We start from the raw sequence: 13337 nt of genomic DNA, 5'->3' as shown, positions 1-13337 counted from the left end.
TAACCGGTTTGAAATCCGTGCCTGCCATGGTGCCCCCAGGACCGACGGGAAACGGAGGAGCGCGATGTCCCGGCTTGCGAGGATCGAAACGTGGCTCCATGCCGTATGGGGCGAGGGGCGGCTGGACGAGGTCGACGGGCTGTTCGACGCCGAGGCGCAGACCAATGGGCTGATGCCGGGGCTCGAATTGCGACCGCAGGAGTTTCGCGATCTGGTGCCGGCGTTGCGGGCGCATCTGCAGGATATCAAGATCACCGTGCTGCGCCATGTCGAGACGGAGGACTGGCTTTGGACACTTCTCAAAATCGCTGGAAAATCGGCACACTCGGCGCGCGCGGTGGAATTCACCGGGCAACTGACGATGCGGTTTCGCGGCGACAGGATCGTGGAGGCGTATAATAATTACGATGTGATCGCGCTCTTCGAGGCGTTGGAGATGATGCCGCGCGACACCGTCGCGCTGTGCCTGTCGGGCGAAGTGCTGGGATAAGCGCCGCCCCCGTGAGGTTCTCCCCAAGGTTGCGCGGGATCCGAGGCCGCTGCACCCGGTACATGCCCTCGACGTCAGCCTTCGCGCGGCTCTGCCCGCCTTGCGGCCCGCTACGAATCCCCTATGCTTAGCCCGAGAAGAAAGGGACCCGGCCATGACGCAATCCATTGATTACGGCAACCTGATGCATCACGCGATGCGCGGGCTGATCCAGACAGTGCTGAGCGACATCGCAGCCAATGGTCTGCCCGGCGAGCACCACTTCTTCATCACCTTCGACACCCGTCATCCCGATGCCGAGCTGGCCGATTGGCTGCGCGAGCGCTACCCCGAGGAAATGACCATCGTCATCCAGAACTGGTATGACAATTTCGAAGTGGGCGAGGACGGGTTCTCGATCACGCTGAATTTCGGCAATTCGCCCGAGCCGCTCTACGTGCCGCTCGACGCGATTACCACTTTCGTCGATCCTTCCGTCGAATTCGGCCTGCGTTTCGAGACGCAGGAATATGACGAAGACGACGAAATCGAAGAGGATGAGGTGGCCGAGGAGGAAGAGGCCGCCCCCGCCGAGCGTGGCGAGGCCGAGGTCGTCAGCCTCGATCAATTCCGCAAGTAACCCGGTGGCTTCGGAGCCTCTGGACCGCGACACGCTCCTCTCGCTCTATCACGGCTATCTTGACTGCTTGAACGCTCAAGACTGGGCGCGTCTTTGTGAGTTCGTGCATCCGGAGGTCACGCATAACGCGCGCCCGCTCGGCCTCGCAGGGTATCAAGCGATGCTCGAGGACGACCATCGTGCGATCCCCGACCTGCACTTCCGCGCAGAAACGCTCGTGGCCGATCCGCCGGTGATCGCCGCCCGGCTGCATTTCGACTGCACGCCCGCGGGAACACTCTTCGACCTGCCGGTGAACGGCCGCCGCGTGACCTTCGACGAACATGTCTTCTATCGCATCACCGATGGCCGCATCCGCGAGGTGCATTCCCTGATCGACCGAGATGCGATCGCCGCACAGATCTGAGAGCCACCCCAAGTATACCTCCGTATACCGTTGCAAAATCCCTCCGCGCGCCCTATCAGTGCGAGCGAAAGATTGCGCGCAATCATGGAGGCCCAGATGACCGCGACCCGCACCGAGACCGACAGCTTCGGCCCGCTTGAAGTTCCCGCCGACAAATATTGGGGCGCGCAGACGCAGCGCTCGATCATGAACTTCCCGATCGGCTGGGAGCGCCAGCCCGTCCCGATCATCCGCGCCCTCGGCGTGATCAAGAAAGCCTGCGCGATGGCCAACAAGGCGCAGGGCAAGATGGACGCGAAGATCGCCGATGCGATCATCGAGGCCGCGGGCGAAGTGATCGAAGGCAAGTTCGACGACAACTTCCCGCTGGTGGTCTGGCAGACCGGCTCGGGCACGCAGTCGAACATGAACGCGAACGAGGTGATCTCGAACCGCGCGATCGAAATCCTCGGCGGCGAGATGGGCTCGAAAGACCCGGTCCACCCGAACGATCACTGCAATATGGGGCAGTCCTCGAACGACACGTTCCCGACCGCGATGCATGTCGGGATCGCGATGCAGACGCGCGACGTGCTGTTGCCCGGTCTGCGCAAGCTGCACGCGGCGCTGGAAGCCAAGTCCGAGGATTTCAAGGACATCATCAAGATCGGCCGCACGCACACGCAGGACGCGACGCCGCTGACCCTTGGTCAGGAATTCTCCGGCTACGCCCATCAGGTGCAAAAGGGGATCGAGCGCGTCGAAGCCTCGCTCGGCGACATCTACGAACTGGCCCAGGGCGGCACCGCCGTCGGCACCGGTCTGAACACGCAAGTGGGCTGGGCCGAGACGGTCGCGGCGAACATGGCCGAGATCACCGACCTGCCCTTCGTCACCGCGCCGAACAAGTTCGAAGCGCTGGCCGCGCATGACGCGATGGTGATGTTCTCGGGCGCGCTGAAGACCGTGGCCGCCTCGCTCTTCAAGATCGCCAATGACATCCGCCTGCTGGGCTCGGGCCCGCGCTGCGGTCTGGGCGAGCTGATCCTGCCGGAAAACGAGCCGGGCTCCTCGATCATGCCGGGCAAGGTGAACCCGACGCAGGCCGAAGCGCTGACCATGGTCTGCGCGCATGTCATGGGCAATGACGCTGCCGTCGGTTTCGCCGGCTCGCAGGGTCATTTCGAGCTCAACGTCTACAACCCGATGATGAGCTACAACGTGCTGCAATCGATGCAGCTTCTGGGCGACAGCGCCTCGGCCTTTACCGACAACATGGTCGCGGGCATCGAGGCCAACGAACCGCGCATCGAGAAGCTGCTGCACGAGTCGCTGATGCTGGTCACCGCGCTCGCGCCGACCATCGGCTACGACAACGCGACCAAGGTCGCGAAGACCGCGCATAAGAACGGCACCACGCTGAAGGAAGAAGCGATCAAGCTTGGCTTCGTCGACGAGGAAACCTTCGACAAGGTCGTGCGTCCCGAGCAGATGATCGGCCCGAAAGCCTGATCCAGCTCCCATGAATGACGAAGGGCGGCCCCGGTGGCCGCCCTTTTGCGTTTTGGGGGCTCTACCCCCTTCGTCTTGCTCAAATATCCCGGGGTGAATGCCGCAGGCAGAGGGGCAGCGCCCCTGCCCGGCCCGCAGCTCTCAGGCCAGATGAAGATGCACGCGGCGGTTCATCTTGCCCTTCTTCTCGATCTTGCCGATCCTGAGGCCACCGATCTCGCCGGTCGAGGCGACATGCGTGCCGCCGCAGGGCTGCAGGTCGATCCGGTCCGCCTCGTCGCCGATCGCGACCAGCCGCACCCAGCCCTGACCTTTGGGCGGCGCGACCGAGAGAGTCTTGACCAGATCGGGCTGCGCGTCGAGTTCGGCATCGGTAATCCAATGCTCGACCACCTTGAGGTCCTGCGCGATCCAGTCGTTCAGCTGCCGCTCGATTGCCTCCAGATCCTCGGGCCGCTCGGGCATATCGAAATCGAGCCGTCCCTTTTCTGAGCCGATCTGCCCACCCGTCACCGGCAGCGGGATCGCGACCGACAGCAGGTGCAGCGCGGTATGGACGCGCATGTGACGGTGACGCCGCTCCCAGTCGAGATGCTGCTGGACCTGTGCGCCGACGGGCGGCAGCGGCTGCGGCTCCGCGGGCACGAGGATCACCGCGCCGGGCGCACCGGGTTCGGCCTTCACCGCCGTTGCGATCTCGATCTCGCCGCCATCCCAGACCAGTTTGCCACTGTCGCCGGGCTGACCACCGCCGGTCGGGTAGAAGATCGAATCCGCGCAATAGACACCGCCCTCATCGGTCAGCCCGGTCACCCGGACCTCGAGATCGCGCGCATAGGGGTGAATGCGGTAGCTTTGCTGCTGCGGCTGTTTAGCGGTCTCCGGCATCGGCCTCTCCGTCTGAAGTGTCGTGGCGCTGCTCTTCCATCCCCTCGGGCCCTTCACCGGGCTGGGGCTTGCCGTAATCGGCGCGGGTGACGGGGCGCTTGGCGTCGCTGTCGTCTTCGCTTTCGTCCTCGGAGGTCTCCGCCTCGGCTGCGTCCTCTCTGGCCTCGTCCTCCTTGGGGCGCAGAACCTCGGGGTTGCGCAGCCAGACGTCGCGCTGTGCGAAGGGAATCTCGATCCCGGCCTCGGCGAAGCGTTGATTGATCTCGTGGTTCATCTCGCTCTGGACGCGGAGGATGAAGTTCACGTCCGAAAGGATCACGCGGACCTCGAAATCGAGGCTGTCCGCGCCGAAGCCTTTGAACATCACCACCGGCTCGGGATTCATCATCACCAGCGACTGGTTCGCGGCGACCTCGTGCAGGATCTTCTCGACCTTGCGGGTGTCGGTGCCATAGGCCACGCCCACCGGCACGATCAGGCGGCCCGTGACATTGCCGCGCGTCCAATTCGTCACCTGCCCCGAAATCAGGTCCGCATTGGGCACGATGACTTCGGTGCGGTCGAAGGTCTCGATCCGGGTGGAGCGCACGGAGATCGCCTTCACGATCCCCATCTGGCCGTTGACTTCGATCCAGTCGCCTTCGGAGATCGGGCGCTCGATCAGCAGGATGATGCCCGAGACGAAGTTCTGCACGATGGTCTGCAGACCGAAACCGACACCGACCGAGAGCGCACCGGCGACAATGGCGAGCGAGCTCAGATCGATCCCTGCCGAGGAGATCGCGATGATCGCGGCGAGGAAGATCCCGAGATAGCCCAGCCCCGAGACGATGGCATTCTGCCCGCCCTTGTCGATCTTGGTCTTCGGCAACAGCGAGGTCTTCAGCGCGCCTTGCAGGAGCCGCGTCACCATCAGGCCGATCACGAAGACGATCGCGAAGGTCAAGAAGATGCCGGGCGAAATCGTGACCCCGCTGATCGAGACGCCATTCTGGAACCGCGTCCACATCTCGGCCAGATCCGCCGGGCGCGCGCCCCAGATCAGCGCCGCGGGCGGCATGGCGAGCAGGCCCAGCAGGAAGCCGATCAGCGCCGGGATCAGGGAGTCGCGGCCGTCATCCTCGCGCCGGGCGACCAGAACATAGACATCGGTGAAAAACTGATGGAGCACCAGAACCAGCGCGATGAGCCCAAGCGTCGCGATAGTCGGAAAGATCAGCGCGTTGGCGGCGTTGATATAGCCGATCCCGCCCAGAACCGGCGCGATCACCGCGACGCCGATCAGCGCATTGCCGAGCGCGCCCACGAGCCGGTCGCGAAACGCGCCTTCCTCGCTCCCGTTGGTCTCGTTGCGCAGGTGACGGCGCAGCAATTGGCCGAAGCGGAACAGCGCGATCGCGGCGAGAACCTGCAGCGGGAAGACCAGAACGCCGAAACCGGCATCGAGCGTGTGCCCCGCCGCGTCGATCTCCTTGGCGGTTTTCGCGCTGGCCTCGAACACGTCCTGCCCGCGAGCCACAAGCCAGTCGCCGAACGGGCCCTGGATCGCTGCGAACACCGCCAGCGAGATCGTCAGCACCCGTCCTTCGCGGCGCCGCTCGCTTTGCAGTGTGAAGGGGGCGGCCTGCCGGTCATTGCGCGGGAAGATGCGGCCCGAGAGCCAGAAGGCCGCGAACGCCGCGCTCAGCACCACGCCTATGGCGATGAGCAATTCTATCCAGCGCGAGCCGAACAGCTCCGTCTGCACCAGCGCGGCCTCGAGCAGCGCAATCCCGGCAATCGGCAGCAAAAGCTGGCCGAGCGAGACGATGAAATCGATCACCCGCTGCGCGTTGCGCGCAAGCCGCGCTTCCATCGCATCGGCCAGCCGGTCGATCCAGACCCGCCCGCGCAGCACCAGCAGAAGCGCCACCAGCAGCAAGCCCACGATCGCGGGGGCGTTGTTGCGCGCATTGGCGTAGGGGTCCGGCTGATCGAGCTGCTGCCCCATCTCGGAGGCAAGCTCGGAGGTCAGCCCGGTGAGCACCTTTACGCCTTCAGGCCAGTTTATCGGATTGAGCGGTGAGGGTGTCAGCCGCAACAGCTTGTCGGTCTGCCGCGCGCGCAAAAGCTGGTCGATATTGGCGACGATGGAATCCGCGCGGCTGGCGGCCTCGGTCGCGCGCAACCCCGGTGACTGCAACTGCGCCAGCTCATCGTTGAGCTTCTTGCGCCGGTCGGCAATCGCCTGATCCTCGCTCTCGCCCTCCTTAGGCGGGGGCCCGAGCGCTTCGATCTGCGCTTTGACGGTCGAAATCTGGCTGGCGTTGATATCCTCGGCCGCCTTGAACTTCTCGCGCCAGTTGACGACCTCCTGCCGGATCTTGTCGAAGGCCGGGCGTTGGGCCTGATCGGCCTGCACCATCTTTTCGGCTTCGCTCGCGGTCTTTTCCCAGGCCTTGTAATCGGGCACTTCGGGGCTTTGCGCGAAACCAATCCCGGGGAGCGCCAGCGCGACGGCCAGCAAGAGCAGACGCGCCAGACGCAGGATCATCCCTCAAAGACCTCCGGCATCTCACGCGGAGCCCGGTCGAGCCATTCCGGCACCGGCAAGCCCTTGCCCTTGAGGAAGTCGGGGTTGAACAGTTTCGACTGGTAGCGGTTGCCGTAATCGCACAGCACCGTCACGATCGTGTGGCCCGGGCCCAGCTCGCGCGCCATATGCATCGCGCCCGCGATATTGATCCCCGAGGAGCCGCCAAGGCAGAGGCCTTCTTCCTGCAGCAGGTCGAACACCACCGGCAGCGCCTCGCTATCGGGGATGTTGAAGCTCATATCCGGGGTGAAGCCCTCGAGATTGGCGGTGATCCGCCCCTGCCCGATGCCTTCGGTGATCGAGGAGCCCTCGGATTTGAACTCGCCCGTGGTGTAATAGCTGTGCAGCGCCGCGCCGTCGGGATCGGCGAGGCCGATCTTCACGCCCTTGGGCTGCAGCGCCATGCCGGTGCCCGCGAGCGTGCCGCCCGAGCCCACCGCGCAGATGAAACCGTCGACCTTGCCGCCGGTCTGATCCCAGATTTCGGGGCCGGTCGTCTCGATATGGGCCTGCCGGTTCGCGGTATTGTCGAACTGGTTGGCCCAGATCGCGCCATGCGGATCGGTCTTGGCCAGTTCTTTCGCGAGCCGCTCGGAATAGCGCACGTAGTTGTTGGGGTTGCGATAGGGCGCGGCCGGAACCTGCACCAGTTCGGCCCCCGCCAGCCGCAGCATGTCCTTCTTTTCCTGGCTCTGCGTCTCGGGGATCACGATCACCGCGCGGAAGCCCATCGAGGCGCCCACGAGCGCGAGACCGATGCCGGTATTGCCCGCCGTGCCTTCGACGATCGTGCCGCCGGGCGCAAGCTCACCGCGCTGAATCGCGTCACGGATGATGTAGAGCGCCGCACGGTCTTTCACTGATTGGCCGGGATTGAGGAATTCCGCCTTGCCGAGGATCGTGCAGCCGGTCTCTTCCGATGCCTTCCTGAGCTTGATGAGCGGGGTATTTCCCACCGCCGACGCCAGATCGCTGCAGATACGCATCGCGCATTCCTCCCGTATCGAGTAACCCCCAACGGGGCCGTTGAAATCAGACTTAGGACGCGGCGCGCGCCACCTCAACCCCGTGATTACGCGACGCCAGCCATCCGCTGCAGTGCGGCGCGCTGCCCGGCAAGCCAGAGCGCGAGCACGACCAGCGGCGCATTGCCCGCCTCGCCGGTCGCAACCAGCGTCATCAAGCGCTCGAAGGGCACCAGATGCGCGCGGATATCTTCGTGCTCATCGGCCTTGCCGCCAAGCTGTGCAGCCTCGTCGGGCAGATCAGCGATCCCGATATAGGAATAGACGAATTCGCTTTTCGCACCGGGCGACGGGTAGTAGCGCGGCGCCTCGATCAGGCGCGCAATCGTGATCCCGGCCTCCTCACCGGCCTCGCGCAGCGCCGCCTCCTCGGGTGTCTCGCCGGGATCGACCCGGCCCGCGATCGCCTCGATCATCCACGGGTTCGGCTCGCCCCGCGCCAGCGGTCCGGTGCGGATCTGTTCGATCAGCATCACCCGGTCGCGCACCGGATCGTAAGGCAGAACGACGCTCGCATCGCCCGAGACGAAAGCCGCCCGATCGAGCTTGGCGCTCATCCCGCCGGCGAACAGCCGATGTTCCAGCTTGTAGTCCTCGACCGCGAAAAACTTCGCGTAAGCAGTCTGTTGCGCGTCGATCTTGATGTCGCCCTCATGCAGATCCCGGCGCAAATGCTGCGCCATCGGGGTCGCGCGCGCGCGTAAAGTAGAAGCCGCGCGCACGAGGATCGCGTGATAGCGCGCATTGGCGGCGTCGGGCCCCATGGCCTGCGCCTCGGCGATGAAGAGCCGCGCGGCCTCGGTCTTCAGAGCGGCCCATTTCGGCGCCCAGTCTCCAAGGGTCCACGCGTCGCCCACATCCCAGCGACCCGCTTTCGGCAGCCACAGCTTCGCCTCGCGCGGCCCCGATCCGGTCTCGAGTTCGCGGAAATCGGCGTCGTAGCCATCCTCGTACCATGCGATGCGCTCGGCCTCGGCCTCGGTCAAATCGGCCACAACGCCGCGCGTCACTGCGCCGGGTGTCGCGATCAGGATCGGAAAGCCCAAGCCCTGCCCCTCGCGACAGGCCTCATGCGGGGCAAAGCCCTCCAGCCGCGCCGGAACGAGCTGCGGCACACGTCCGATGACCGCCTCCAACAGAGGCGGATGACACAGCGTGCCGTAAAAGAAATGTGGTTGCATGACCGTCCCCGCAGCTTGGCGCATCATGCGCCTCAACCTGCAAGGCAGGCGCGCGATGTCAAGCGGAGGGAATGGTGTGATCGGCGATCAGCGGCCGAAGCGGCGATGCGCGAACTCCGACAGGAGCCCCGCCCCCACTGCGCCCAGGCCCAGCGTCACGACCGGCATGATCCCGAGCGACGCGACCCCGATCGCCGCGCCCTGCCCGATGACGTCGGTCACGGCGGAGAGCACATCGTCATAGCGCATCCGCAGCGCCAGTTTCAGCATCTGCATCGCGCCGAGGAAGGAGAAGGTCCACAGCAAGACGTAGATCCCGCCGCGCAGCCCGTCATTGATCGCATCGACCCAGCGCCGTCCCGCCGACAGGCCCACGACGCGCCAGCCGACAAGAAGCCCGAAGGAGCCCATGATCAGCCAGAGCTCTTTCGCCCCGTCGACACCGGCCGGGATCGCAGGCGTGATCTGTTGCGCGGCGAAGACCCCGGTCGCCCCAAGCGCCAGCGCCGCGAAAAGCTTCGCGAGAGTTGGGATTTGCGCCTGAGAATTGCGCACCGCGATTCGTTGCATCATGCCGGGCCTCCATCTCGAAACCGTCGAGGGCTGAGGGTGATCCCCTCTGGTTAACGCCGGATTACGGCGAAACTATGAAAAGATGACGTTGCGTAACGTGCGACAAAACCGACCCACGCGCCCCCAATCCGCCGCGCCCGAGAGCAAGGATTGCCACCCCCGGAGAGAACTTTGCCGATCTACTACTATCCGCGTGACATCCGCAAAGCCTGATTTCCGCGAAAACAGTGGCGCGGCGAGACGTCGAAAACAGGGCCGGTTTTTCGCGCCTCACTCCCCTGCCGCCGCGCCGAAGCTGAGTTCTCGAAAATGGCCGCATTGGAGGAACTTGAGGGCTGGTGACCTGTCGCAAAGCCGCAGATCGAAGCGATGTAGCCCGTCGCAAAAACCTCGCCGGATGATGCGCCCGAACCCCCAGTCAGACACCGTCTCGGAGGGTAGCCCGTCGCGCCGCCCGATGGCCGACGTCACGCCGCGATTAACAGGTTTTCCTCAAGTAATCATTGGGTTCCATGACGCTTTTCTCAAATTAATGTGACTGGCGGACGATTGCTGATCGGGGATGCGGACGATACCGTTTGCGGCAATCGTCGAGAGGGCGCATTCGCGTGCACTGCGCAACCTGAATGTCGACGATGAGCCGCGACGCTCCCCCGGGTGGATGCACGCCCGCGCGGGGAGGTCTGACGGTCTTATCACGCGCAACGCGAATGCGATCCGAGCACGATCGTAAACAATCCAACGGATGAGAGGAAAACATATGCGGAAGACGACACTTCTCGCGGTCGCCGGTGCGACGGCTATGGTGACTGGCTTTGCGGCACAGACGGGCACCGCCCGCGCTGCCGAGCAATGCGGTGACATCTCGATCGCCCAGATGAACTGGGCTGCCGCCGAGGTCACCACCAACATCGCGAAGTTCATGCTGGATCAGGGCTATGGCTGCAACACCAGCCTCGTCAAATCCGACACGATTCCCGCGATTACCTCGATCGCCGAAAACGGCCGCCCCGACGTCGTCACCAACCTGTGGCTGAACTCGGCCGGCGATGCCTACAAGAAGCTCGAGAGCGAAGGCAAGATCAAGCGCGTCGCCAAGACGCTTCAGCCGGGTGGCGTCGAAGGCTGGTGGATCCCCACCTACCTCGCCAAAGAGCACCCCGAGCTGAAGACCATCGAGGGCGTCATGGCGCACCCCGAATGGGTCGGCGGCACGTTCAACAACTGCCCCGACGGCTGGGGCTGCCGCGTCGTGAGCGACAATCTGATCAAGGCGCTCGACCTCGAGAGCTCGGGCATCAAGGTGTTCAACCACGGCTCCGGCCAGACGCTCGCCTCGTCGATCGGTTCGGCCTTCGCCGACAAGAAGCCGTGGTTCGGCTACTACTGGGGTCCGACCGTGGTCATGGGCAACTACGACATGACCCGCGTGAAACTTGGCGATTACGACAAGGCCAAGTTCGACAATCTGCAGAACAAGGACGCGTCGAACCCGCAGGTTTCGGACTTCCCGGCCGCTCCGGTGCTGACCTCGGTGACGAGCGACTTCGCGAAGACCCACCCGGCCGAGACCGAGTTCTTCTCGAAGATGAGCTTCAAGACCGACACCATGTCGAAGCTGCTCGCCTGGCAGGACGAGAACAAAGCCTCGGGTGAAGAGACGGCTGTCTACTTCATCAAGAACTATCAGGACACCTGGAAGAACTGGCTCGATGCCGATGCCCAGAAGAAGCTTTCGAAGCTGATCGGCGGATGATCGTGACGCGCGCCTGACGCGCAACACATGGACGGGGCCGGGACAGGCCCCGTCCTTTTTCGATCAATCACGCAACAATATGGGACGGGTCTCCTTCGGCGACCCGGAAAACCAATGGCAGCTTACGAGAATTTCTTCAACGCGGTGGGGCTGAAGGACTGGTGTTCGGCCGGCGGCGACGGCGGCGGCGGCATGACGTCGATGGCCGACCTGATCGCGCAGACCGACGGCACCACGACGCAGGGCCCCAGCCTCTGGAACTGGCCCTTCCCCTCGCTCGACGCACTCAACAAGGCCTGCGGGGCGATCCCGCCCTCGCGCGACGTGACGCAAGGCCTCGAGGACGGGTTCCTCGCGATCCGCGGCGGGCTGCGCGCCGTCGTGGACCCGCTGACCCAGCCGCTGAGCTGGGCCCTGCGCGACATGCTCTGGATCATGACCAACACGCCGTGGTGGCTGATGGTGCCGATCCTGATGCTGATCACCTGGCTCGTGACGCGCTCCTGGAGACTGGTGGTCTTCGTGCTGGTCTCGATCGCCTTCCTCGCCTTCATCAATCACTATGAGGCGGCCATGCAGACGCTGGCGATCATCTTCGTCTGTGCCTTCATATGCGTCCTCTTCGGGGTGCCCATAGGCATTGCGATGTCGCGGAGCGACCGGCTCCAGCGCACCGTGATCCCGATCCTCGACATGCTGCAGACGCTGCCGCCCTTTGTTTACCTGATCCCGCTGATCTTCCTGTTCTCGGTCACCGAGCCGAAGCTCTACGGCATCGCGATCATCCTCTATGCGATCGTACCCGTGGTGCGCCTGACCGATCTCGGCATCCGTCTGGTCGATCCCGACGTGATCGAGGCGGCCGACGCCTTCGGCATGACCAAGCGCCAGAAGCTGTTCGGGGTGCAGATCCCGCTCGCGCTGCCCAACATCATGGCTGGCGTGAACCAGACGATCATGATGAGCCTCGCCATGGTGGTGATCGCTTCGCTCGTCTCGGCTCCGGGTCTGGGCGTGCTCGTGCTGCGCGGCATCCGGTCGCTCGAACTGGGCACGGGTCTCGTGGCTGGCTTCGGGATCGTGATCATCGCGATCCTGCTCGACCGTGTGACGAAAGCGTCGCTTGCACGCATCGACACCAGCAAGAGCCGGAAGTGAGGAGACAGGCATGACGAAAGATATCAAGGTCTCGATCCGACACCTCTACAAGATCTTCGGGTCGGATCCGCAAGCGGCGCTCGAAGACGTCAAAGCGGGCATGGGCAAGCCGGAGCTGCTCGAGAAGCGCAATCACGTGCTCGGGCTCAACGACATCAACGTGGACATGAACGAGGGTGAGATCACCGTCATCATGGGGCTTTCGGGCTCGGGTAAATCCACGCTGATCCGGCACCTCAACCGGCTCATCGAGCCGACCGCGGGGGAGGTTCTCGTCAATGGCGAGAACATCCTCGACTATAACGAGGCGCAGCTGCGCACGTTGCGGCGCGAGCGGATGTCGATGGTGTTCCAGAAATTCGCCCTTCTGCCCCACCGCACGGTGGCGGAGAACACGGCGATGGCGCTGGCCACCCGCGGCTTCCCGGCCTCCGACTATGTCGCGGAGGCCGAGAAATGGCTCGACCGCGTCGGGCTCGGGGGCTACGGGGATCACCACCCGCACCAGCTCTCGGGCGGGATGCAGCAGCGTGTGGGCATCGCCCGGGCGCTGGCGTCGAACTCGGACATCATGCTGATGGACGAAGCTTTCTCGGCGCTCGATCCGCTGATCCGAACCGACATGCAGGACCTGCTGCTCGAGCTTCAGGCCGAGCTGCACAAGACCATCATCTTCATCACCCACGATCTGGACGAAGCGCTCAAGCTCGCCGATCACCTGGTGATCCTGAACGATGGTCGGGTGGTCCAGCAGGGCGAGCCGCAGGAGATCCTGCTCAACCCGGCGGATCCCTACATCGAGGACTTCGTGGCCGACATCAACCGCGCCCGCGTGTTGCGCGTGCGCTCGGTGATGGAGCGCGGCGCGCCGGAAGGCGAAATGTCGGGCGATATCGACGGCAACGACAACCTCGAAAGCGTCATCGCCAAGGCCGAAGGGGCGCTCGACCGCCGCTACCGCGTGGTGATGGGGGGCGAGCCGGTCGGCAGCCTCACCATGCCCTCGATCATGCGCGCGCTGGTGCCCGCGCAATCCTCGGGCGAGACCGCCAAGAGGTAAGAAGAAAGGGATCCGCCCCTGCATTGGGGCGGGTCCGACCCGCCGCGCGACAGGCGCGGACTTTTCCCGAATATCAGCTTGGGTTGCCTTGGAAGCAGGGCGCGCACCGGTCCGT

General features: G+C 64.4%; 12 protein-coding genes. 7 read left to right on the top strand and 5 right to left on the bottom strand.

The features are described 5' to 3' along the window. The first annotated feature begins 64 nt into the window (after positions 1 to 64). From AXZ77_RS08985 to fumC, 4 genes are all read left to right on the top strand, one after another. On the top strand, positions 65 to 490 hold the full coding sequence (locus tag AXZ77_RS08985) for a nuclear transport factor 2 family protein (RefSeq protein WP_098410887.1): 426 nt from the start codon (positions 65 to 67) through the stop codon (positions 488 to 490). A 154-nt stretch (positions 491 to 644) separates the two neighbouring features. Continuing rightward, positions 645 to 1109, top strand: a complete 465-nt coding sequence (locus AXZ77_RS08980; protein ID WP_078541119.1) for an SspB family protein — start codon at positions 645 to 647, stop codon at positions 1107 to 1109. A 4-nt stretch (positions 1110 to 1113) separates the two neighbouring features. Then, a complete protein-coding gene (locus AXZ77_RS08975; RefSeq protein ID WP_255266447.1) occupies positions 1114 to 1515 on the top strand; it encodes an ester cyclase in 402 nt (133 codons plus the stop codon). 96 nt (positions 1516 to 1611) lie between these two features. Continuing rightward, positions 1612 to 3006, top strand: coding sequence for a class II fumarate hydratase (gene fumC, locus AXZ77_RS08970; protein ID WP_098412493.1), 1395 nt, complete (start codon positions 1612 to 1614; stop codon positions 3004 to 3006). A gap of 141 nt (positions 3007 to 3147) precedes the next feature. On the opposite strand, the gene AXZ77_RS08965 is transcribed toward fumC, so the two are convergent. The 5 genes from AXZ77_RS08965 to AXZ77_RS08945 all read right to left on the bottom strand — a co-directional run bounded on the left by AXZ77_RS08965 (position 3148) and on the right by AXZ77_RS08945 (position 9248). Next, complete coding sequence (locus AXZ77_RS08965; RefSeq protein ID WP_098410885.1) at positions 3148 to 3894, bottom strand: alanyl-tRNA editing protein; 747 nt, start codon at positions 3892 to 3894, stop codon at positions 3148 to 3150. Next, positions 3878 to 6427, bottom strand: a complete 2550-nt coding sequence (locus AXZ77_RS08960) for a DUF3772 domain-containing protein (protein WP_098410884.1) — start codon at positions 6425 to 6427, stop codon at positions 3878 to 3880. The genes AXZ77_RS08965 and AXZ77_RS08960 overlap by 17 nt, the downstream gene beginning before the upstream one ends. After that, on the bottom strand, positions 6424 to 7455 hold the full coding sequence (locus tag AXZ77_RS08955; protein ID WP_098410883.1) for a cysteine synthase A: 1032 nt from the start codon (positions 7453 to 7455) through the stop codon (positions 6424 to 6426). Before AXZ77_RS08955 ends, AXZ77_RS08960 begins: the two co-directional genes overlap by 4 nt. A gap of 86 nt (positions 7456 to 7541) precedes the next feature. Next, entirely contained in the window at positions 7542 to 8675 is a 1134-nt protein-coding gene (locus tag AXZ77_RS08950) for an NUDIX domain-containing protein (protein ID WP_176536002.1), read from the bottom strand. 87 nt (positions 8676 to 8762) lie between these two features. Further along, entirely contained in the window at positions 8763 to 9248 is a 486-nt protein-coding gene (locus AXZ77_RS08945; protein ID WP_098410881.1) for a TrgA family protein, read from the bottom strand. A 760-nt stretch (positions 9249 to 10008) separates the two neighbouring features. Here AXZ77_RS08945 and AXZ77_RS08940 point away from each other — a divergent pair. The 3 genes from AXZ77_RS08940 (at position 10009) to AXZ77_RS08930 (ending at position 13222) form a co-directional block, all read left to right on the top strand. Then, on the top strand, positions 10009 to 11004 hold the full coding sequence (locus AXZ77_RS08940) for an ABC transporter substrate-binding protein (protein WP_098410880.1): 996 nt from the start codon (positions 10009 to 10011) through the stop codon (positions 11002 to 11004). 114 nt (positions 11005 to 11118) lie between these two features. Beyond that, positions 11119 to 12162 carry a proline/glycine betaine ABC transporter permease gene (locus AXZ77_RS08935; RefSeq protein WP_078540496.1) on the top strand — a complete coding sequence of 348 codons (1044 nt, stop codon included), beginning with the start codon at positions 11119 to 11121 and terminating at the stop codon, positions 12160 to 12162. A 10-nt stretch (positions 12163 to 12172) separates the two neighbouring features. Beyond that, positions 12173 to 13222, top strand: a complete 1050-nt coding sequence (locus AXZ77_RS08930; RefSeq protein WP_098410879.1) for a glycine betaine/L-proline ABC transporter ATP-binding protein — start codon at positions 12173 to 12175, stop codon at positions 13220 to 13222. Positions 13223 to 13337: the final 115 nt, after the last annotated feature.

Source organism: Thioclava sp. ES.031 (genome assembly GCF_002563775.1).
Lineage (GTDB): Bacteria > Pseudomonadota > Alphaproteobacteria > Rhodobacterales > Rhodobacteraceae > Thioclava.
This window is presented reverse-complemented; position numbering and strand designations above follow the sequence as displayed.

Excerpts from the sequence above, each read along its gene's own strand:
- AXZ77_RS08985 (WP_098410887.1), top strand. The coding sequence starts at position 65 with ATGTCCCGGCTTGCGAGGATCGAAACGTGGCTCCATGCCGTATGGGGC.
- AXZ77_RS08980 (WP_078541119.1), top strand. The coding sequence starts at position 645 with ATGACGCAATCCATTGATTACGGCAACCTGATGCATCACGCGATGCGC.
- fumC (WP_098412493.1), top strand. The coding sequence starts at position 1,612 with ATGACCGCGACCCGCACCGAGACCGACAGCTTCGGCCCGCTTGAAGTT.
- AXZ77_RS08965 (WP_098410885.1), bottom strand. The coding sequence starts at position 3,894 with ATGCCGGAGACCGCTAAACAGCCGCAGCAGCAAAGCTACCGCATTCAC.
- AXZ77_RS08960 (WP_098410884.1), bottom strand. The coding sequence starts at position 6,427 with ATGATCCTGCGTCTGGCGCGTCTGCTCTTGCTGGCCGTCGCGCTGGCG.
- AXZ77_RS08955 (WP_098410883.1), bottom strand. The coding sequence starts at position 7,455 with ATGCGTATCTGCAGCGATCTGGCGTCGGCGGTGGGAAATACCCCGCTC.
- AXZ77_RS08950 (WP_176536002.1), bottom strand. The coding sequence starts at position 8,675 with ATGCAACCACATTTCTTTTACGGCACGCTGTGTCATCCGCCTCTGTTG.
- AXZ77_RS08945 (WP_098410881.1), bottom strand. The coding sequence starts at position 9,248 with ATGATGCAACGAATCGCGGTGCGCAATTCTCAGGCGCAAATCCCAACT.
- AXZ77_RS08940 (WP_098410880.1), top strand. The coding sequence starts at position 10,009 with ATGCGGAAGACGACACTTCTCGCGGTCGCCGGTGCGACGGCTATGGTG.
- AXZ77_RS08935 (WP_078540496.1), top strand. The coding sequence starts at position 11,119 with ATGGCAGCTTACGAGAATTTCTTCAACGCGGTGGGGCTGAAGGACTGG.
- AXZ77_RS08930 (WP_098410879.1), top strand. The coding sequence starts at position 12,173 with ATGACGAAAGATATCAAGGTCTCGATCCGACACCTCTACAAGATCTTC.